The organism is Colwellia meonggei (genome assembly GCF_057537295.1).
In genome coordinates this window covers 486,346-507,138 of record NZ_BAAJLZ010000002.1, presented here as the reverse complement: position 1 = coordinate 507,138, position 20,793 = coordinate 486,346, and the positions used below count along the sequence as shown (strand labels likewise).

Annotated in this window: 18 protein-coding genes; 14 read left to right on the top strand and 4 right to left on the bottom strand. The window is 38.7% G+C overall.

Translation table 11 applies throughout. The features are described 5' to 3' along the window. Nucleotides 1-79 precede the first annotated feature (79 nt). From thrA to AC27E9_RS08375, 5 genes are all read left to right on the top strand, one after another. Nucleotides 80-2,539 carry a bifunctional aspartate kinase/homoserine dehydrogenase I gene (thrA, locus tag AC27E9_RS08395; protein ID WP_487129110.1) on the top strand — a complete coding sequence of 820 codons (2,460 nt, stop codon included), beginning with the start codon at nucleotides 80-82 and terminating at the stop codon, nucleotides 2,537-2,539. Beyond that, the gene (gene thrB, locus AC27E9_RS08390; protein ID WP_487129108.1) at nucleotides 2,536-3,510 is read left to right on the top strand and encodes a homoserine kinase; all 975 of its coding nucleotides are present in this window, start codon (nucleotides 2,536-2,538) and stop codon (nucleotides 3,508-3,510) included. The genes thrA and thrB overlap by 4 nt, the downstream gene beginning before the upstream one ends. A gap of 57 nt (nucleotides 3,511-3,567) precedes the next feature. Next, nucleotides 3,568-4,854, top strand: coding sequence for a threonine synthase (gene thrC / locus AC27E9_RS08385; protein WP_487129106.1), 1,287 nt, complete (start codon nucleotides 3,568-3,570; stop codon nucleotides 4,852-4,854). Between the two features lie 246 nt (nucleotides 4,855-5,100). After that, on the top strand, nucleotides 5,101-5,793 hold the full coding sequence (ung, locus tag AC27E9_RS08380) for a uracil-DNA glycosylase (protein ID WP_487129104.1): 693 nt from the start codon (nucleotides 5,101-5,103) through the stop codon (nucleotides 5,791-5,793). 155 nt (nucleotides 5,794-5,948) lie between these two features. Next, entirely contained in the window at nucleotides 5,949-7,541 is a 1,593-nt protein-coding gene (locus AC27E9_RS08375) for an aminotransferase class V-fold PLP-dependent enzyme (protein WP_487129102.1), read from the top strand. Nucleotides 7,542-7,639: 98 nt separating this feature from the next. Here the strand turns inward: AC27E9_RS08375 and AC27E9_RS08370 are convergent, their stop codons facing one another. Continuing rightward, a complete protein-coding gene (locus tag AC27E9_RS08370; protein WP_487129100.1) occupies nucleotides 7,640-8,248 on the bottom strand; it encodes a GNAT family N-acetyltransferase in 609 nt (202 codons plus the stop codon). 337 nt (nucleotides 8,249-8,585) lie between these two features. Here AC27E9_RS08370 and AC27E9_RS08365 point away from each other — a divergent pair, with 337 nt between their 5' ends. Beyond that, nucleotides 8,586-9,923 carry an NAD(P)/FAD-dependent oxidoreductase gene (locus AC27E9_RS08365; protein ID WP_487129098.1) on the top strand — a complete coding sequence of 446 codons (1,338 nt, stop codon included), beginning with the start codon at nucleotides 8,586-8,588 and terminating at the stop codon, nucleotides 9,921-9,923. Nucleotides 9,924-9,943: 20 nt separating this feature from the next. Here AC27E9_RS08365 and AC27E9_RS08360 read toward each other — a convergent pair whose 3' ends face one another. From AC27E9_RS08360 to AC27E9_RS08350, 3 genes are all read right to left on the bottom strand, one after another. After that, on the bottom strand, nucleotides 9,944-10,897 hold the full coding sequence (locus AC27E9_RS08360) for an NAD(P)-dependent oxidoreductase (RefSeq protein WP_487129096.1): 954 nt from the start codon (nucleotides 10,895-10,897) through the stop codon (nucleotides 9,944-9,946). A gap of 194 nt (nucleotides 10,898-11,091) precedes the next feature. Continuing rightward, entirely contained in the window at nucleotides 11,092-12,297 is a 1,206-nt protein-coding gene (locus AC27E9_RS08355; RefSeq protein ID WP_487129094.1) for an NnrS family protein, read from the bottom strand. Nucleotides 12,298-12,392: 95 nt separating this feature from the next. After that, nucleotides 12,393-12,638, bottom strand: coding sequence for a DUF2164 domain-containing protein (locus AC27E9_RS08350; protein WP_487129092.1), 246 nt, complete (start codon nucleotides 12,636-12,638; stop codon nucleotides 12,393-12,395). A gap of 72 nt (nucleotides 12,639-12,710) precedes the next feature. Here AC27E9_RS08350 and AC27E9_RS08345 point away from each other — a divergent pair, with 72 nt between their 5' ends. From AC27E9_RS08345 to ispG, 8 genes are all read left to right on the top strand, one after another. Further along, nucleotides 12,711-12,857, top strand: coding sequence for a hypothetical protein (locus tag AC27E9_RS08345; protein WP_487129090.1), 147 nt, complete (start codon nucleotides 12,711-12,713; stop codon nucleotides 12,855-12,857). A gap of 26 nt (nucleotides 12,858-12,883) precedes the next feature. Then, entirely contained in the window at nucleotides 12,884-13,084 is a 201-nt protein-coding gene (gene iscX, locus AC27E9_RS08340; protein WP_487129088.1) for a Fe-S cluster assembly protein IscX, read from the top strand. 158 nt (nucleotides 13,085-13,242) lie between these two features. Then, nucleotides 13,243-14,937 carry an NAD-dependent malic enzyme gene (locus tag AC27E9_RS08335; protein WP_487129086.1) on the top strand — a complete coding sequence of 565 codons (1,695 nt, stop codon included), beginning with the start codon at nucleotides 13,243-13,245 and terminating at the stop codon, nucleotides 14,935-14,937. A 257-nt stretch (nucleotides 14,938-15,194) separates the two neighbouring features. Further along, the gene (ndk, locus tag AC27E9_RS08330; RefSeq protein WP_487129084.1) at nucleotides 15,195-15,626 is read left to right on the top strand and encodes a nucleoside-diphosphate kinase; all 432 of its coding nucleotides are present in this window, start codon (nucleotides 15,195-15,197) and stop codon (nucleotides 15,624-15,626) included. Nucleotides 15,627-15,883: 257 nt separating this feature from the next. Continuing rightward, nucleotides 15,884-17,029, top strand: coding sequence for a dual-specificity RNA methyltransferase RlmN (gene rlmN, locus AC27E9_RS08325; protein ID WP_487129082.1), 1,146 nt, complete (start codon nucleotides 15,884-15,886; stop codon nucleotides 17,027-17,029). Between the two features lie 44 nt (nucleotides 17,030-17,073). Next, nucleotides 17,074-18,420, top strand: coding sequence for a type IV pilus biogenesis/stability protein PilW (gene pilW, locus AC27E9_RS08320; RefSeq protein ID WP_487129080.1), 1,347 nt, complete (start codon nucleotides 17,074-17,076; stop codon nucleotides 18,418-18,420). Between the two features lie 34 nt (nucleotides 18,421-18,454). Continuing rightward, a complete protein-coding gene (locus AC27E9_RS08315; protein ID WP_487129078.1) occupies nucleotides 18,455-19,504 on the top strand; it encodes a RodZ domain-containing protein in 1,050 nt (349 codons plus the stop codon). 45 nt (nucleotides 19,505-19,549) lie between these two features. Next, nucleotides 19,550-20,668, top strand: coding sequence for a flavodoxin-dependent (E)-4-hydroxy-3-methylbut-2-enyl-diphosphate synthase (gene ispG, locus AC27E9_RS08310; protein ID WP_487129076.1), 1,119 nt, complete (start codon nucleotides 19,550-19,552; stop codon nucleotides 20,666-20,668). The last annotated feature ends 125 nt before the right edge of the window (nucleotides 20,669-20,793 follow it).

Sequence of the window (20,793 nt, the reverse complement as noted above, 5' to 3'; positions counted from 1 at the left end):
CTGACGTGTAAAACTTACTAATTTTATCAAGCCCGTGACCCAAAAGGTTACGGGCTTTTTTCGTTTTAAAGGGGTAGAAATGCGTGTATTAAAGTTTGGTGGCTCATCATTAGCAACAGCTCAACGGTTTATTGATGTTGCTAATATTATAAAAAGCAAAGCTCATTCATCAAAAGTTGCTGTTGTGGTGTCAGCACCACAAGGAGTTACAAATCACCTTGTAGCTATGGCAGAAAATATTTCTGATCAAGATAAACTCACTAATGATTTACAGCACTTTAAGCACGCAATTGAAAATATTATCAATGACTTATCGGCTTCATTGCCTGGTTTTTGTCATCAACATAGCGAGCAAGCACTAGCAAATTGGGAGCAGCAATTAAGTCGTTACCTTCATGGCGCAACCTTGCTTTCTTTCTGCCCAGAGCATGTAAGAGCTCGTATTATCAGTATCGGAGAACGTTTAAGTGTGGCATTACTGCATTCAGTATTAGCAGTTGACGGCGTTGAAGTGAGTACAATTGAACCTGAAAAGTTTTTACACACGAATGATGTCGCATTAAATGCTGTTGCTGACTTAGTGCTCTGTAAAGATAAATTTCAACACGTATACTCTGAACTCAATACAGTAGCTTTAATGCCAGGGTTTATTGGCGTAGACAGTAAAGGCGATGTAACAACATTGGGAAGAAATGGTTCAGATTATTCCGCTGCCGTATTAGCGGTATGTAGTGATGCACAATACTGTGAAATTTGGACTGATGTTGATGGTGTTTACAATGCTGATCCACGCTTAATCAAGGAAGCCAAATTACTAGATTATTTGTCATACCAAGAAGCAATGGAGTTATCTTATTTTGGTGCTAGTGTCTTACACCCCAAAACAATTGGTCCAATTGCCCAACATCATATCCCTTGCTTAATTAAAAATACGGGTAACCCTGATGCGCCGGGTACCTTAATTGCCAATGAAAACGATCAAAAAAAGCAAGTTAAAGCAATATCAAACCTTGATAATTTAACTATGGTTAATGTTTCTGGTCCTGGTATGAAAGGCATGGTGGGTATGGCTAGCAGGGTATTTGCTACAATGAGCCGGGAAAACATTTCTCTTGTGCTGATCAGCCAATCTTCTAGCGAGTATTGTATTAGTTTCTGTATTTACTCTGTTGATGCGCATCGTGCAAAACAAAGCTTACAAGCTGAATTTGAACTCGAATTACTTAACGGTTTATTAGAGCCATTAAATTTAACGAATGAGTTATCAATTGTTTCCCTAGTTGGGGATGGTATGCACCATCAACAAGGTGTTGCAGCGAAATTTTTTGCATCACTAGCACAAGCTCGTGTGAATGTGGTGGCCATAGCGCAAGACTCTTCTGAACGCAGCATTTCTGTTGTTATTGAGAGTAGAAAATGCACTGATGCTATGAAAGTGAGCCATCAAAACTTTTTCTCGCATAAGCAAACTATTGATGTATTTTTAGTTGGTTGCGGTGTTGTTGGTAGTGAACTTCTAGCGCAAATTGCTCGACAACAACCTCAGCTAAAAGCGGATAATATTGCTTTAACTGTTTATGGCCTAGCAAACAGTAAAGGTATGGTTTTTAACTCTAACGGTATCGCGGTTGAAGATTGGCAATCAACTTTTGAACAAAAAACACAATCTATTAGCGTCGAAAATATTAAGGCGTTTGTACGTGAAAATCATTTAATTAACCCTGTCTTAGTTGATTGTACGTCTAACGAAGAATTGGCGTTGAATTATGTTCAGTACCTAGAAGAAGGTTTTAATGTCGTTACGCCTAACAAAAAAGCGAATACAGACTCTTGGCAGTATTACCAAGCGTTAAGAGCTGCAGCACAAAAAACTAATCGACGCTTTTTATATGAAACAACGGTGGGGGCAGGCCTACCTGTAATCGACACATTGCAAAGTCTATTGAAAGCCGGTGATGAATTACAGCGTTTTGAAGGTGTACTATCTGGCTCTTTATCCTATATATTCGGTAAGTTAGATGAAGGAATGACCTTGTCGCAGGCAACAGCATTAGCGAAAGAGCAAGGTTTTACTGAGCCTGATCCTCGTGATGACTTAAGTGGTATGGACGTAGCACGTAAACTATTGATCATGGCGAGAGAAGCTGGCATGGAACTAGAACTTAGTGATATTAAAGTTGACTCTGTACTTGCAGATGATTTTGACGCTAGCGGTGATATTACAACCTTCATGAATAACTTACCGAAATTAGATGAAAGCTTTGCTCAGCGTATTAATGCTGCTAAAAATGAAGGAAAGGTTTTACGTTACATAGGTAATATTATTGACGGTCAATGTCAGGTTTCCATTGAAGCTGTTGGTCAAGAACACCCACTATTTAGTATTAAAGACGGTGAAAATGCCCTGGCTATTCATAGCCGTTATTATCAACCTTTGCCATTTGTATTGAGAGGATACGGTGCTGGTGCCGCAGTTACAGCAGCAGGAGTTTTCGGTGATCTATTAAGAACTTTAGCATGGGAGCAGCAGCATTCATGAGTGTTTCAGTATTTGCCCCAGCATCAATAGGCAATGTTAATGTTGGGTTTGATGTCTTGGGGCTAGCGGTTAAGCCAATCGATGGTACTTTATTAGGAGATGTGGTTACTGTCACACACAGTAATGATGAAGACTCATTAGTCGTTATTGGCGACTTTGCGAAAAAACTAGCTGGCAAAGTTACTGATAATATTGTTTGGCATTGTTTATTATTATTTAACCAGCAATTACTCGAGCATAAGCAATATATTGCCAAGGTGAAGTTAACCTTAGAAAAACGCATGCCAGTTGGTAGTGGTTTAGGTTCAAGTGCTTGCTCTGTTGTAGCAGCGTTAGCTGGACTTAATGCTTTTTATGAAAAATATCATCAATTTAGTTTTGAAGAGAAACTACTTTTAAAAATGATGGGGCAAATGGAAGCAAAAATTAGTGGTAGCCTTCATTACGATAATGTTGCGCCTTGCTTTCTTGGCGGTATGCAATTAATGGTTCAAGATCAAAATGTTATTGCTCATAAACTGCCCTCGTTTGATGATTGTTATTACGTAATGGCTTATCCTGGTATTGAAGTATCAACAAAGGCAGCAAGGGATATTCTGCCCGATAAATACTCTCGGGCTGAACTTATCAATTTTGGGCAAAACCTTGCAACTTTTGTTGATGCTTGCCATCGACAGGACAAATCGTTAGCCCATGCAGTTTTAGTAGACGTCGTTGCCGAGCCATACCGAGCAAAATTGTTACTAGGCTACAGTGACGCAGTGCATTACCTTAAGAAAAATGGGGCTTTAGCTGCGGGTATTTCTGGATCTGGACCTACATTATTTTGTGTTACCGATGATAAAGCCAAGGCAATACAATTTGCTCAATGGCTGACAACCAATTATTTGCAAACATTAGCAAGCGGCAAAAGTGAAGGCTTTGTTCATGTTTGCCAACCAGATACCCAAGGTGCAGTTAGTTTAACGTAACGGCATAGTTACTTTTGGCATAAACCGAAATTAACATTTTAATACAGGAATTTAAGCGTGAAATTTTATAACTTAAAAGAAAATGATGAACAAGTTAGCTTTGCTGGGGCAGTAAAGCAGGGTTTAGGTCGTAATCAAGGACTATTCTTCCCTGAATCTATGCCAAGCTTCGATAACATTGAAGAATTGCTCGCGTTGCCATTAGTTGAGCGCAGTGTCAAAGTACTTCATCCATTTGTTAGTGATGATCTGAGTGAGTCACAATTAAAAGCGATAGTGACAGATGCTTTTAATTTTCCAGCGCAAACACAAGCAATAAGTGAAGATAGAGCAATATTAGAGCTTTTTCATGGGCCAACTTTGGCATTTAAAGACTTTGGCGCACGCTTTATGGCTAAATGTTTACAAGCTTTTAGCCAAGGTAAAAAAATCACAATCTTAACTGCAACTTCAGGCGATACGGGGGCGGCGGTTGCTCATGCTTTTCATGATATTGATAATATTGATGTCGTTATTTTATATCCAAAAGGAAAGATTAGTTTGCTGCAGGAAAAAATGTTTACGACGCTTGGTGGCAATATTAAAACGGTTGCAGTGGAAGGGACATTTGATGATTGCCAAGCATTAGTTAAGCAATCTTTTGATGATCAAGAGCTAAAAGAAACTATCGGATTAAATTCCGCTAATTCAATTAATATTAGCCGTTTATTAGCGCAAATTTGTTACTACTTTGAAGCTGTTGCTCAGCTTTATCGTCAAAAAGGGCGTGGAGCCTTAAATGATATTGTGTTTTCAATTCCTAGTGGTAACTTTGGTAATTTAACCGCAGGGCTTTTCGCAAAAGCTTTAGGTTTACCGATTAAACGATTTATTGCCGCAACAAATGCTAATGATACTGTTCCACGCTATTTACAAACAGGGGAGTGGTCACCAAATGAAACGGTTGCAACTATTTCCAATGCCATGGATGTCAGCAACCCGAACAATTGGCCACGGGTTGAGCATATGTTAAAAACAGGTCTAGTTGATAAAGATTGTGTTAGCTCTGTTTCAATTGATGAAGAACAAACCCAAATGACCATGATTCAATTAGCAAAGCTAGGTTATATAAGTGAGCCCCACGCGGCAGTAGCCTATAAAGCGTTGCAGTATAATGCACTTGATGATGAGTTTGGCGTGTTCTTAGGTACCGCACACCCTGCGAAATTTAAAGAAATTGTTGAAAGTACCTTAGGGCAGCCAATTGGTTTACCAAAGGAGCTAGCTGATTGTGCTAGCGAAACTATTCTTTCAACAACAGCTTCTATTGAGTTTTCAGAATTGAGAGCTTATTTATTAAGTTAATGGTTGTTTTTTAAACAGACTTTCAAATTGATATGATTAAAGGCAGTGATTACTGCCTTTTTTATGTTCATGTGTTTGATGAATATCGTTCCTGACTATCATTAAGCCATTGCATTGCACTCGGCGGTTTTATCTACTTAAAGTGATACTTGGCTTTTGAATGTGGATTATAATGGCAGTGCAATTTTTGATGATACGACTTTTTAAAGTTGTACCCCCCCAAAAAAAAATTTAATGAGAAACAGAATGACAAAGCTGAAGCCATATTGGCAAACAATAATAGCGAATGAGCAACAACAAGAATATTTTCAAACCTTAACTAGTGAGATTGAGCAACAGCGAAAAAATGGTGACATCATTTTTCCAAGTGATGAAGATGTTTTTAATGCCTTTGCTAGTGTTGATTTGCCAGATGTTAAAGTTGTTATTTTGGGACAAGACCCATATCACGGCGTTGGCAGTAATGGTGACGCGCAAGCGCACGGTTTAGCATTTTCTGTGGGTAAAGGTATAAAAGTACCGCCATCTTTAGTCAATATTTATAAAGAGTTAACTCAGGATATTTCAGGCTTTGTCGCACCACAGCATGGCTACTTAATGGATTGGGCACAACAAGGAGTATTATTACTCAATACGGTATTAACGGTTAAGCAGGGGCAAGCACATTCTCATGCAAAGCTGGGCTGGGAGCTCTTTACCGACAAAGTTATTGCTGCGCTTAATGAACAAAACCCCGGTTGTGTTTTTATGCTGTGGGGCAGCCATGCGCAAAAGAAAGGCAAAAATATTAATACTGAAAAACATCTAGTGTTAAAGGGTCCTCACCCATCACCACTATCTGCTTATCGAGGATTTTTTGGTTGCCAGCACTTTTCTAAAGCGAATCATTGGCTTAGTGAACAAAATAAAGCCAATATTGATTGGAAGTTATGTGATTAAAGTCACAACTTTTGAAATATTATTTCGTTATTCCAATGTTGATAAAAATAATTTTCGTTTAAGTTATTAAAATGCCGTTAAATGAGACTTTATATTTAAATAGTGGTTGTTAGTGAGATGTATTTTGCTTGTTTTGTGCTTTTGATGGATTTTTATTGCGGTTAAGCTCGGTGATGCTAGTATGTTTTTATCGCGAAATTGATGAGCATTTAACCATGTCTTTAGAAGAATATTTTTTACCATTTCGAAAAAACGTTATCGGGCAAAATTTAAGCCACAATATTAATGGTAATACATTAGATATTATTTATGCCGACTGGACAGCTAGTGGTCGATTGTATCAACCGATTGAAAATTACCTAAGTAATGAACTTGGCCCATATGTTGCCAATACACATACCGAAACCAATTTAACCGGCAGTGCAATGACTAATGCCTATCATGATGCTCAGCACATTATTAAACGTCATGTTAATGCATGCGAAAACGATGTGTTAATCACCGCTGGAGCAGGCATGACAGCAGTGGTTAATAAATTTCAACGCATTTTAGGTTTACGTATTCCTGAACGTATGCAAGAGCAAGTTCAATTTTCCGAAAGTGAACGACCAGTAGTTTTCATAACTCATATGGAACACCACTCGAATCAAACATCCTGGTATGAGTGTGATGTAACCTTGGAAATTGTTGACCCCGATAGCAATGGCCTGCCGTCGTTAGAGCATCTTGAAGTGCTACTAGAGAAATACCAAGATCGAAAAGTTAAAATCGGTTCGTTTTCTGCTTGTTCAAATGTTACGGGCATTAAAACACCTTACTATCAACTCGCTGAAATAATGCATAAACACGGTGGTTTATGTTTTGTTGATTTTGCTGCATCAGCGCCGTATGTCGATATTGATATGCACCCAAGTAACCCAAAGCAAGCATTAGATGCGATCTATTTTTCACCGCATAAATTTTTAGGTGGCCCGGGCAGTTCAGGAGTGTTGGTGTTTAATAAGGTTCTATATAAAAATAAAGTGCCAGATCATCCGGGCGGTGGCACGGTAACTTGGACTAATCCATGGGGAAAGCATAGCTTTTTTAACAATATTGAAATGCGTGAAGATGGCGGTACTCCGGGCTTCTTGCAATGTATTAAAACTGCTTTGGCTATCAAATTAAAAGATGCTATGGGTGTTGAAAATATTCATAAACGTGAAGCTGAAATTACCCATTATGTTATGGATACATTAGCTAAAAACGATCAGGTTGTGATGCTTGAACCGAATATTCGAGATCGCCTAGCAATTGTCTCTTTTTACGTACGTGGCGCGCATCATAACTTAATCGTGCGTTTACTTAATGATAAGTTTGGCGTGCAAACTCGTGGTGGTTGTTCGTGTGCTGGTACCTATGGCCATATTTTACTAAATGTTGATCAGGATACTTCGTCAAAAATTACTGAGCAAATTGACTCTGGTGATTTTGCTGAAAAGCCAGGTTGGATACGTGCTTCATTTCACCCAACAACCTCAGATAAAGAGGTGGCTTTTGTTGTTGACGCCATAAATCAAGTTACTAAGAATTTAGCTGCATGGAGCAAAGAGTATCGATTCAACCCTGCAACTGGTGACTATGAACACTACAGTTTGTCAGTTGAGTTTCCAAACTTATCTGAGTTTAACCCGCTATCTATCGAAGAAAAAGCAGCGGCGGTAAAAGCGGTCGAAAATCCGTCTATTTTACGTAAACTTTTTGGATAAATAATGCATTGTCGAGCTGCTTTCTAGCTTTATCGGCTATCACTTTGATAGCCGATATTGTCTTACTTATAACATAAGCTGCTGATGACTATACAGAACTAATCAAACACCACCATCATTTCAGCCGCTTCACAATGACAATCGTTATGACATACTGGACATTCATAACCCGCTAAACTGAGTTCTCGCCAGCGGTCAGGGTGCTCTTTAATTAGTATTCCGCCGCATTTAGTAAAGTATTTTACCGCGCTATTGCCCGGGCTTTGTTTCCATAAATGGCTCACACCAGCTTTTGCGCCTTGTTGCTTAGCTGCAGCAATTGAACGTTTTAATAACTCACCACCAATACCATGACCACGATAGTTTTCATCAACGGTATTACATTTAAAGTAACAGACCTGTTCCGCAGCTACTGGCCATAATTCCGGCGAGCACCACTGGTCAATTTGCCACTGCTGAACTGCGTAGGTTATACGAAAACCGACTAAGTGCGATTGGTGATAAACAACAAAACCTGTATTAATACCGTTTTTAATTCCTTTGTCATACCAAGCTTGCATGCTCTCACTATCAAGGTAGCCTTCACCGTGAACTTGGGTGGCGAGTTGAATAACCTTATTAAAGTCGTTAGGTTGTAATTGTTGATAAGTTGGCTTGATGCTCATAAAGTTGATTTTTCCGTGTGCGGTTGCAGCATTATACTGCATTTTCTGAGATACTTTAGCCCTTTGTATTGCACCAAGCAGAACAATACCAAGTTGAATAATTAATTGCTCAACTTAAAGTTACAGCAGTGAGCTTAGAACAAGCAAAATAATTTAAACATAGTCACTCTATATTTTCTTCATTTTGAGCAGTTATCAGCTTACTACTGAACTCCCAAAGGGTGAGTTTAAAAGGTTTATATGCGGCGTTATTGATTTGAGCAAGGGAATGGCCATTGCTTACAATCAATGCCTTGCCTCTAAACCTTTTAATTCTCATTAAGAGGGCAATTAATTAATCAAATAGGTATAACCATTTTAGCCAAATATGGAAGTGAAAATGTACGATCCTTTGCATGATTTATCGCCGGGCTGTAATCAAGCCTATCCTGACAGTTACTGGGCGAGTGTTTCAGGAATCGCCCCCGAACATGATGGTGCGATAAGTGCTGACTTTGACGTTGATGTAGCGATTATTGGCGCAGGATATACTGGTTTGTCATGTGCATTACACTTGGCACGAGAGCATGGCATTAAAGCACATGTTTTAGAAGCCAATCAAAGTGCTTGGGGCTGCAGTGGTCGTAATGCTGGTTTTATTTTAAAGTCTTCAGGTCGTAAGTCATACAGTCAAATGGCGAAGCAGTGGGGCGAGGAGGTCATGCGTGGCATTTACAATGAAATGTCAGAAGGGGTTGCCACGGTAAATGCCTTAATTGACGAAGGAATCGATTGTGATAAGCAAAATGCCGGTTACATTAAGGTCGCCCACAAGCCTAGTAAGCTACAAGAGCTAATAGCCTTAGCTAAATTACAGCAAAATATGTTTGGCTATGATGTCGAAATACTATCAAAAAATGATGTTCGTCAACAATATATGGATGATCGTAATGCCTATGGTGCTATACGTTATCAAGATGGCTTTGGCTTAAATCCGCTTAAGTTAGCTTGGGGTTACCAAAAACTAGCACAACAAGCGGGTGCTAAAATTCACTGTGCTTCTCCTGTCGAGGGCTGGGAAGAACAAGGTAATAAACAACTGCTTAAAACACCTAATGGCACGGTAAGTGCGCAAAAAGTTGTGATTGCCACCAACGGTTATACACCGAAAAATTTCCATTCATTAACCACTAATAGAACTTTACCGGTACTCTCACAAATAATAGTCACTGAGCCATTAACTGAAGCTCAGTTGGCTGCTTGTAACTTTTTAACATCGAATGTGGTGATGGATACTCGCGCCTTAAAGTATTATTACCGAAAATTGCCTGATAACCGTATTCTCTTTGGTGGTCGTGGTGCTATTACGGGTAAAAGTGCCGACGATGCATATTATGCCCAACGTTTACTTTCGGTATTGAAAACCAGCTTTCCTGCGTTAGCAAATGTGAAAACTAGCTATGCGTGGTCGGGGTGGATTTGTATGGCATTAGACGATTTGCCGCATATTTATCAAAATCAGCAACAATCGGTTTTTTATAGCATGGGTTATTGTGGCAGTGGCGTATCATTTTCTGTGCAAGCTGGTAAGCGTTTAGCCGAGAAAGTAGCAGAAAAACCAGTGCCTAATTTGCCACTTTATAATAAAGCATTGCCGAAATTTCCATTTGCACCGTTACGTAGAGTTGGGCAATGGGGGTATTTTCATTATGGTAAAATTAAAGATCAGTGGTTTTAAGTAACTGATTTTATGAATGCTTAATCAGCCCGATTCACCTGCTCGTTATTATTAAAGGCGGTAATGTTTTTAGCAACATTATCAATTAACGATTGCTGTGCCTGTTGGCTTGCCCAAGCGATATGAGCGGTAATTTTTAACTTTTCAGATTGCGCCGCTAACAATATATGATTTTCTGCTGGCGGCTCTTGTTCTAGTACATCCAATATTGTGCAGGCAAGTTGGTTGTTGTTCAGGGCATTGAGTAGGTCATTATTGTTTATTAATGCCCCTCGCGCAGTATTAATCAATACCGCACTGCTTTTCATAAGATTAAAAACCTTAGTATTAAACATATTCTCAGTTTCAGCAGTTTGCGGGCAATGTAAGCTTATGATATCGGCTTGCGCTATGGCTGTATTAAATGCCATACGACCTGCTCGAATCTTCTGAGTATTTGGCCTTTCTGCAATGATAACGTTCATCTCAAATACTTCAGCTATTTCAGCAACTTTCTTCCCCAATGCACCATTACCTATAATGGCGATGGACTTTCCTGCTAACTCCGAACTGCCATTACCGTGTAAACAAAATGTTGAGCTTTTTTGCCACAAGCCTTGTGCACAGTTGCTATTGTGGTGGTCAATTTGACTAAAGTACGCAAGCAGTTGAGAAAATACATATTGTGCGACAGAGTTTTTGGCATAACCGCTAACATTGGTCACCGCAATGTTAAGTTCGCGAGCAGCGTCTATATCAACATTATTAATGCCCGTTGCAGTAATACAAATCAGCTTTAAATGAGGTAATTGTTCCAATACTTCACGGTTGAGCACCACTTTATTGGTTAGGATAATTTCAGCATTGAGACAGCGAGAGATAAGTTGCTCTGGAGAGGTTGTTGTATATAGGGTTAGTTCATCAACAACATTTTTTAGCGCAGTCAGGTCAACATTAGCGCTAAAGGTTTGATGGTCTAAAAAGACGGCTTTCATGGCAGTTGCTCATTAGCGAAATAGAGCGCAAGCTTATAATAAATAGCTAAATTGATCGAATAAGAAATACTTAAGGCATAAAAATAAAACGCCTTAATAAATGTTTTATTAAGGCGTTATGGCAGTGTATGCATTCTTAAATGCTATTGATTAAACATTTAAACATTTAAACATTTAAACATTTTAGTATTTAATTATCCTGGGCGTCCGTCTTCTCTTGGTTTTAATAACATAGGACCATAAAAAATAGCAAACAAGGTAAAGCTTACTATCCACAAGAAACCACTAATGTCTATGAACATCATGGTTTTCTCTGGTAAGCCCCATGGACCAAAACTTCTTATTACACTGGCTAGCACCATAGCTGCAAATGCCAGTGACATTAATTTAGGCGGCTGTAAAATTCTACCTGTATGTCCTAAAGATACACGTGAAATCATAGCCAAAATAACACCACCAATACCGCCAACAGTAATTAAGTGCCAAATATGATTACTCGGTATTTCAGGGATTAAATAGCTCAGACCAAGTAAGGTTAAACCAAATGCCATGGCTTTAATTGAGAAGTGTAAAGACCATAATAGTGGCACACCTAAAGTGATCCAAGGGCGCCATCTTAACCAGCGAATTGCTTGAAAAATGCCAGCAAGAACGAGGATTACACCAATATAAAAGTTATTTATACCGATAGCAGGGTGTAGCAATAATAAGATAGTAACCACCGCAAGTGAGCCATTGGTTAATTTATCAAGCCAAGGAATTGGCGCCGCTTTGGTTGTTTTCGTACCATTTGCAGTAAACATAGGTGCAACACGCCCCGCCATTACCGAAATAAGTAGAGTCACCAACATCACTCCGGCATAGCCCGCATATTGGGTTGAAACTGTTTCTGGAAAATAAATACTTGCGTGCATTTCTGCATTGGCAATAGTGAAAATTGTTAGCAAAGGGACAAAAAACAAGTTGCGATACTGTTTAATAGCAATAATAGGTTTACCTAAAATGTATGCCACACAGGGTAAAAATGCTAAATCCAAAAATGTACTAAATGCAGGGCCTAATAAATGAGGGAATAGTAAGCCAATGCGGCCAACTAACCACAAAAAAAACAGCCCAGCTAAAACCTTGCCTCGTACGCCAGGTAGTCCGGTCCAGTTTTGCACGGCTGTTAATAAAAAGCCGGCGATAATGGCACAGCCAAAGCCAAAAATCATTTCATGGATATGCCACCAATAACCACCACCTAACGGCATAAAAATCACTGTGCCGCGATACATTAATAGCCACAAGACAATAGCTATGACGCTAAATATTGCGCCAGCAAGAAAGAAAGGGCGAAAACCCAATCGAAAAAGCGGGGTAATTTGTTGTTCTTTATTTAAGTCGGTAATTTGCATCATCTGCACAACCCTTAATTTTGTGTTAGCGGCATCATAGGTGATTTGAATATAATTACTTTGCCGTATATCAAATAACAATGAATAGGTTGAGAAAGTTAAGATATTGGTAATTCTAACTCAACAATTTGCTCAGCAATAAGTTCTATTTTAGCCGACATTAATGATTGAGCGTCGTATAAGCCGCGATTGTAATATACAGCGCCTAACTCTTTAGTGAAAAAATCGAGGAGAAAATCGGCGTCAAATTGGCCTAGTTCTTGATCGAGTTCTCGGGAAAAATAATTTTGCAGTTTATCTATCAATAGCGATTTCTCTGCATTGGTAAATTTGATTGTCGACATTAATCAGGTTTCCTATACAAGCAAGTGAATAGTTTAGCGTGTTTGCATTATACTAAAGAAAAGAACAAATTAATGAAGATAATGGTAGTGAATAAATCGCAGTTTAAACAATGGTGGCGCACAGATTGCCAGTTTTGCCGAAAGTCACGCATGATTATTTTATGGCTTATTTTAATGCTTGCTGCTGACAGTTTATGGTTTGGTCTTATTATTCACTGAAATTTTCAAATACCAAGGAGATAAAAATGGGATACCGCTGGACCGATTCACTAGACATCGCATTAGACCTAATTGAAGAACACCCTGATGTTGACCCGTTAAAATTGCATTTCCCTGAATTAATGAAATGGGTTTTAGCACTGGAAAATTTTGATGATGATCCTAATCATTGTGGGGAAAGAGTGCTGGAAGCCATTCAGTTAGCTTGGATTTCAGAAGTCGATTAGTCTAAAAATTCGCCAGTAGTTTGCAACAGCTTGTAACTAATGCTTAGTGATTGACGTATATCACTTTTCAAAGCTGTTTATTCGACTATAATGTGAACATCATTATTCTTGTGATGAATTTCCACCATTCACTTAAAATATAAAGAACCAGTTCAACTATGACCATAGATAAAAATAAACGTCCATTATACATCCCTTACGCAGGTCCAAGCCTACTTGAAACACCATTGTTAAATAAAGGCAGTGCCTTTAGTGAGGAAGAACGTTCTCATTTTAATCTAACTGGTTTGTTACCGCCGCGCTTCGAATCTATTGATGAGCAAGTCGAACGTGCTTATATGCAATATAGTAGTTTTCAAACGAACTTAAACAAACACATATATTTGCGTGCGATACACGACAATAATGAAACCTTGTTCTTTAAATTAGTACAAGCACACTTGGCTGAAATGATGCCAATTATTTATACCCCAACAGTTGGCGATGCTTGTGAACAGTTTTCTGATATTTACCGCAGTTCTCGTGGGCTTTTCGTTTCATATGATCAACGTCATCAACTAGATGATATTCTGCGTAATGCCACTAAAAATAAAGTAAAGGTCATTGTAGTAACTGACGGAGAGCGAATTTTAGGCCTTGGTGACCAAGGTATTGGTGGCATGGGGATTCCTATTGGTAAGTTGTCACTATATACTGCTTGTGGTGGTATTAGCCCAGCTTACACTCTACCCGTTATGCTTGATGTCGGTACTAATAACGAAAAATTACTTAACGATCCTATGTATATGGGCTGGCGTCATCCGCGTATTGAACAAGCAGAGTATGACGAATTCCTTGATATGTTTATTTGTGCCATTAAACGTCGTTGGCCACATGTATTATTACAATTTGAAGACTTCGCACAACCAAATGCAACGCCACTACTCAATCGCTATCGTGACGAAATTTGTTGTTTTAATGATGATATTCAAGGTACTGCATCAGTTACCGTTGGTACCTTGTTAGCCGCTTGTCGTACTAAAAATGTTAAGTTAAGTGAGCAACGCGTTGCCTTTGTTGGCGCTGGCTCTGCTGGTTGTGGTATTGCGGAGCAAATTATTTCACAAATGGTGAGTGAGGGTATTTCTGAGCAACAAGCTCGTAGCCAAATTTTTATGGTTGACCGCTTCGGTTTGCTAACTGAAGGTATGTCAGGGCTGCGTGACTTCCAAGAAAAATTAGTACAAAAGCAAAGTGACGTTAGTGCTTGGCAAGTTGAAGGTGATTATGCCTCACTAGTTGAAGTTATGCATGGCGCAAAACCCACCATTTTAATAGGCGTTTCCGGTGTACCAGGTTTATTTACAGAAACTGTAATTAAGTCAATGAAAGCGCATTGTGATAAGCCGATTATCTTTCCATTAAGTAATCCTATTCGCCAAGTTGAAGCAACGCCTGAACAAGTAATTAACTGGACCGACGGTGAAGTGGTTATTGCAACTGGTAGCCCATTTGCGCCGGTAGAATATAAAGGTGAGTTATTCCCAATTGCACAATGTAATAATAGTTATGTTTTCCCTGGCATAGGTTTAGGTGTGGTTTCTGCCAACATTAATCGTATTACTGATGAAATGTTAATGGCGGCAAGTGAAATGCTAGCGAAAGCATCGCCACTGGCAAATACTGGCGAAGGTGAATTATTACCGCCACTTGTTGAAATAGCAGACTTAAGTAAAAAGATAGCTTTTGCTGTTGCTAAAGTAGCGTACGAGCAGGAGTTAGCACTGCCGATGAGTGATGAACAATTAACAGCTAAAATTGAACGTAACTTTTGGACACCAGAATATCGTCAGTATCGACGCATAAGTATTTAGTTGAAATCGATTTTAACTATCAACTTAAATAACGCTCATTAATATGGGCGTTTTTTATGTACAAAATAAAAGCAACTGAGCTATACCTATCTAACGTTAAGCAACTATTGATAATAAGTTAAAAGCTTTCTAGAGCGAAAGCGTTCGCTTTTAATGTGAAGGTAAAATGTTAACTCTAGGCATTTGGTTTTAATTCGTCTATAATCGCGCCAAAATTTATACCGTATTTTAATTCTAATTTTATTGAGAGGGCTATCATGGCTATCGAACGTACTTTTTCTATCGTAAAACCTGACGCAGTTGCAAAAAACGTAATTGGTCAAATCTACAACCGTTTTGAAACTGCTGGTTTAAAAATCGTTGCTTCAAAAATGGTTCACTTATCAAAAGAAAAAGCTGAAGGTTTTTACGCTGAACATAGCGAACGTCCTTTCTTTGGCGCTTTAGTTGAATTCATGACATCTGGTCCAGTTATGGTTCAAGTTTTAGAAGGCGAAAACGCTGTTCTTAAAAACCGTGAAATCATGGGTGCTACTAACCCAGCTGAAGCTTTAGCTGGTACTATCCGTGCTGACCTTGCTAACAGCATCGATGAAAATGCTGCTCACGGTTCTGATGCTTTAGAATCAGCTGCACGTGAAATTGCTTACTTCTTCGCTGATGAAGAAATTTGCCCACGTACTCGTTAATTTTAAACTTTACATAATAAGCGGCTAAGTTAATTGGCTGCTTAGTGTAAATTGAAAATTAATTTGAAGGATTTTACTGTTTAATCGGTAAAATCCTTTTGTCTATTTTAAGGCAAAATAAAATTGAATGTTTTTGTATTACACCATGGTACTGAGAACATTGACTTTTGTTTAATATCTATTCATTAAATTGTTTGTTTTGTACGAAAAGCGTACAATTTATTCTGTAATTTTTGTAGTTTGAGAAGCTTTTTATCATGAGTGACGTAACCGAAGTAGTAACCCCAGTAAAGACTAAAATCAATTTACTGAATTTTGATCATCAAGGCATGCGTGAGTATTTTTCTTCAATTGGCGAGAAGCCATTTCGCGCCGATCAAATTATGAAGTGGATCTATCACTTTGGTTATGATGACTTTGAGTTGATGACCAACTTGAACAAAAAATTACGAGAAAAACTACAACGTAATACCGAAATTAAAGCACCTGAAATTTCAGAAAAGCAAGTGTCTAATGATGGCACAATAAAATATGCATTGCGTCTTGAGGGTGGCCAAGAAGTTGAAACTGTATGGATCCCTGAAAATGGTCGTGCAACTTTGTGTGTTTCGTCACAAGTGGGTTGTGCACTTGAATGTACATTCTGTTCAACCGCTCAACAAGGCTTTAACCGTAACTTGTCTATGAGCGAGATTATTGGCCAAGTTTGGCGAGTTGCTAATGATATTGGCGCAACTCGTATAGCTGGCACGCGCCCGATAACCAATATTGTTATGATGGGCATGGGTGAGCCACTGTTAAATATGAAGAATTTAATTCCTGCACTCGATACTATGCTTAACGATCTAGGTTATGGTTTGTCTAAGCGTCGCGTTACAGTAAGTACTTCAGGTGTGGTACCAGCGTTAGATATGCTGAAAGAAAAAGTTGATTGTGCACTAGCTATTTCGGTGCACGCGCCAAACAATGATCTGCGTGATGAATTAGTACCAATTAATAAAAAGTATCCATTGGAAGAGTTTTTAGCAGCCGCGGGCCGTTATATCGATGGTTCAAAAGCAAATAAACAGGCAACTATTGAATATGTCATGCTAGATCATGTTAATGACAGCACTGAACAAGCACATGAATTAGCGCGAGCCTTAAAAGATTTGCCGAGTAAAATTAACCTTATTCCATTTAATCCATATCCCGGTTCTCCATATAAACGTTCGAGCAATTCACGTATTGATCGCTTTGATAAAGTGCTGCAAAGTTACGGTTTAACGGTGATCACGCGTCGTACTCGTGGCGATGATATTGACGCTGCATGTGGCCAACTCGCCGGTGATGTTTTAGATAGAACTAAACGCGCTGGAAAAAAAGAGGTGAAAGCTGAGTCAATTTCAGTAAAAATGGTTTAATTGCAAATTTAACTCATTATTAACTAAGTGACTTCTCTTTTATTATGAATAAATTATCACCTATTTATGCAGTGTTGCTGGCAACTGGCTTATTAACTGGTTGTGTAACACAAAATTATGGTAATGATAAAGACACGCCAATAATTGAAAGCGACTCAAATAATAATGAAATAGCCATGACCCGAATATCGTTAGGGCTTGGCTATTTAAAAATGGGTAATACTCAACAGGCAAAGTTAAATCTTGAAAAAGCTAAACGCTTTTCACCTAATTTAGTGCAAGTTTATACTGCATTTGCCCACTATTATGAAACGGTTGATGAACCTAAATTAGCTACAACGGCATACGAAAAAGCGTTGAGTCTAAATGGCCAAGATGCAGATACCTTGAATAACTACGGCGTTTTTCTTTGTCGCCAAGCGGATTATCAAGCGGCAGAAAAGCAAATATTAAAAGCTATCGCTATTCCTAGCTATATTCTCGTTGCGCAAAGTTACGAAAATTTAGCTTTGTGTCAGCTAAAAGCTAAGCAGTTCGATAAAGCTCAAAATTATTTAGAAAAAGCGATTGCTCATAGTCCTAATCGTGCAAGCTCATTATTGCAAATGATTCAATTGCAATATGCGAAAAGTGACTACACCCTAGCGCAAACTTACCTACGTCGATATGAAAAATCGACCCGACGTTTCAGCGCTAATGCGCTAGCGTTAGCGTTTAAAGTTTATGAAAAACAAGGAAACCGACGTACGGCAAAAAACTACGGCAATATGTTGGTTAAAATGTTTCCAAATTCATTTGAAGCCAAACAATACATTTTAAATGAACTTTATCAGATTGAAGCGGACAAATTAGCTAAGGAATATCAAAAATCAATTCGTGGTGTACAAGATACAAACAAAAAGCGAGTTGTGGTGTTATCACCAAAAGCGCCGAAGAAAACAAATACGGCATCGCTAAGTAAAAGTGGTTTAAAACCCTTGATGGCTAATTCTGTTATGCCAACGGCGAAGCAAGAAACTGAACTTAAAAAATCAGTATTTGCAGAAAAAGCGGCTGCAAAAACTGAAGTTAACTTAGCGGTGAAAGAGGAAAGTCATGTAACGGGCACAAGTGCTACTAAGACGGCTGCTAAAGTTGATGTTAAAGATGAGAATGAACAATTAGTTGATAAAAGTGCAGCAATACCCGTTAAAGAGGAACGTAAGCAAGTGGCAATGGTGTCGTTACCTGTTCATATTATTGAAAAAGGCGATAGCTTATTTTCTATTTCAAAACAGTACAATATTGTTATGAAAAGTATTGCTCGCTGGAATAAATTGCGTCGTCCCTATACCTTAAAAATTGGTGATGTTTTATATCTTGCTGATCCAAAATCAGTGGCGAAGCGTTAAGAGTAACAATTAGATGAAGCAAGAGAGTCACATCTTGAAAAATGAACAAGAAATATCGACAGAAATTTCTGATGATATTGAAGTTATCGGTCCTGGCCGCATGCTAAGCGATGCCCGAAAATCTATGGGTCTTAGCCAGCAACAGGTTGCAGATAAATTGAATTTCCGTAAAACCTTAGTACAAGAAATTGAAGCTGAGCAGTTTGATTTGAGTTTACCTGCTGCGTTTAATAGAGGTTACCTGAAAAATTACGCTAAATTAGTCAATATTGCACAAGATGATGTTTTAAATAGTTATGATCAGTTAGGTGTTGCGCAACGCCAATGTGCTGAAATGCAAAGTTTTTCAAAAGGTACTGAAAAGCAAGCAGAGCACAATATGTTGATGTGGATAACTTACCTAATTTTAGTCGCATTAATTACTGCAACGGTTGTTTGGTGGTATCAAGCACCTTCTGCAGAGCCAGCAGCTGTTACCGTTAATGAAAACAGTAACGCTATTATTAGTACGACTAACGTAGGAAGTACTCCTTCTAGCAATACCAATCGTGATATTAATTCGGCTACTCCTGAAGTTGACAGTAATAGTCAAATAGCCGGCCAACAAGTAACTTCGCTCCCCGTTGCTAATATAACTGAAAATATAAGTGAAGATACGGCTGAACAAAGCCAAAAATTACTTGACTCAATTAACAGCGATACAGCGAATGAAGTAAGTGATAGCCAGCTTAGTGACGGTGAAAGTTTAGAAAACACGCCAAATATTATCGCGGCCGATGCCCTAAGCAATCAAAAAAACACCACAATAAATGCAGCTGAAACCGCTGTTGTATCAACATTAGCTGAATTAGTTTTTACTTTTTCTGGTGATTGTTGGGTAAATATTTATGATGCAACAGGAGAGCGCGTCGCTTGGGGTGTTAAAAAATCTGGCTATGTTATGACAATTTCAGGACAAGCGCCTTTTAATGTGACACTTGGCAAGCCTGAGTTAGTTGCAATTAACTACAACGACACGTCAGTTGATATGACTGGCTTTAATGCTGGCAATATTGCTAAGTTCTCGTTACCTTTAACGCCGTAATACGCTGTTTAAATCAAATTATAACTGCAAGACTATTGAAATATTATGTTTAAAGAATCTCCTATTATTCGCCGTAAATCTCGCCAAATCATGGTTGGTAATGTGCCAGTTGGTGGTGACGCGCCTATTTCTGTGCAGTCAATGACTAACACGCTAACAACCGATGTTGCGGCCACTGTTGCTCAAATAAAAGCATTAGAAGCCGTTGGGGCTGATATTATTCGTGTTAGTGTACCAACTATGGATGCAGCAGAAGCATTTCGTGAAATTAAGCTTCAAACCAATGTGCCGTTGGTGGCTGATATCCATTTTGACTATCGTATTGCCTTGAAAGTTGCAGAATACGGCGTGGATTGTTTACGTATAAACCCTGGCAATATTGGCCGAGAGGATCGTGTTCGCTCGGTAGTTGAATGTGCTCGTGATAATAACATCCCTATTCGCATTGGTGTTAACGGTGGCTCGTTAGAAAAAGATATTCAAGAAAAATATACTGAGCCGACACCAGAAGCATTATTAGAATCAGCTATGCGCCATGTCGATATATTAGATCGACTAAATTTCCATGAATTTAAAGTCAGTGTTAAAGCATCTGATGTATTTTTAGCCGTAGGTGCTTATCGTTTATTAGCGAAACAAATCGACAACCCATTGCATTTAGGCATTACTGAAGCAGGCGGTTTACGTTCTGGCTCTGTGAAGTCTTCCGTTGGTTTAGGATTGCTTTTATCAGAGGGAATTGGTGACACTTTACGTGTATCTTTAGCGGCTGATCCAGTTGAAGAAATTAAAGTTGGCTTTGATATTTTAAAATCATTAAAGCTACGCAGTCGTGGAATTAATTTTATTGCTTGCCCAAGTTGTTCGCGCCAAGAATTTGATGTGATCTCTACCGTCAATGCACTAGAGCAACGCGTAGAAGATATTATGACTCCGATGGATGTTTCTATTATCGGCTGTATTGTTAACGGCCCTGGTGAAGCAACAGTGTCAGATTTAGGATTAACCGGTAGTAGCAAGAAAAGTGGCTATTATCTTGATGGAATTCGTCAAAAGGAACGCTTTGATAACAATAATCTTGTTGACCAGTTAGAAGAGCGTATTCGAGCGAAAGCTAAGATGTTAGACGCTAATAATAAAATTGATGTTAAAGAAGTAGAATAAACCACCGGATATTATTTCCGTGTTGCGCTGTTATTTACGTTTGATAGCAAACTGCCTATAATGCGCGCGACAATAATAGAAATAACTCAATTATTCATTAACCAAGAATGAATAAGATATTGAAC

Bases quoted from the DNA above. Each gene is read 5' to 3' on its own strand.
- AC27E9_RS08335 (WP_487129086.1), top strand. From the start codon at position 13,243: ATGACCATAGATAAAAATAAACGTCCATTATACATCCCTTACGCAGGT.
- thrA (WP_487129110.1), top strand. From the start codon at position 80: ATGCGTGTATTAAAGTTTGGTGGCTCATCATTAGCAACAGCTCAACGG.
- AC27E9_RS08350 (WP_487129092.1), bottom strand. From the start codon at position 12,638: ATGTCGACAATCAAATTTACCAATGCAGAGAAATCGCTATTGATAGAT.
- rlmN (WP_487129082.1), top strand. From the start codon at position 15,884: ATGAGTGACGTAACCGAAGTAGTAACCCCAGTAAAGACTAAAATCAAT.
- AC27E9_RS08360 (WP_487129096.1), bottom strand. From the start codon at position 10,897: ATGAAAGCCGTCTTTTTAGACCATCAAACCTTTAGCGCTAATGTTGAC.
- AC27E9_RS08370 (WP_487129100.1), bottom strand. From the start codon at position 8,248: ATGCAGTATAATGCTGCAACCGCACACGGAAAAATCAACTTTATGAGC.
- AC27E9_RS08365 (WP_487129098.1), top strand. From the start codon at position 8,586: ATGTACGATCCTTTGCATGATTTATCGCCGGGCTGTAATCAAGCCTAT.
- ispG (WP_487129076.1), top strand. From the start codon at position 19,550: ATGTTTAAAGAATCTCCTATTATTCGCCGTAAATCTCGCCAAATCATG.
- AC27E9_RS08345 (WP_487129090.1), top strand. From the start codon at position 12,711: ATGAAGATAATGGTAGTGAATAAATCGCAGTTTAAACAATGGTGGCGC.
- ndk (WP_487129084.1), top strand. From the start codon at position 15,195: ATGGCTATCGAACGTACTTTTTCTATCGTAAAACCTGACGCAGTTGCA.
- iscX (WP_487129088.1), top strand. From the start codon at position 12,884: ATGGGATACCGCTGGACCGATTCACTAGACATCGCATTAGACCTAATT.
- pilW (WP_487129080.1), top strand. From the start codon at position 17,074: ATGAATAAATTATCACCTATTTATGCAGTGTTGCTGGCAACTGGCTTA.
- AC27E9_RS08355 (WP_487129094.1), bottom strand. From the start codon at position 12,297: ATGATGCAAATTACCGACTTAAATAAAGAACAACAAATTACCCCGCTT.
- ung (WP_487129104.1), top strand. From the start codon at position 5,101: ATGACAAAGCTGAAGCCATATTGGCAAACAATAATAGCGAATGAGCAA.
- thrB (WP_487129108.1), top strand. From the start codon at position 2,536: ATGAGTGTTTCAGTATTTGCCCCAGCATCAATAGGCAATGTTAATGTT.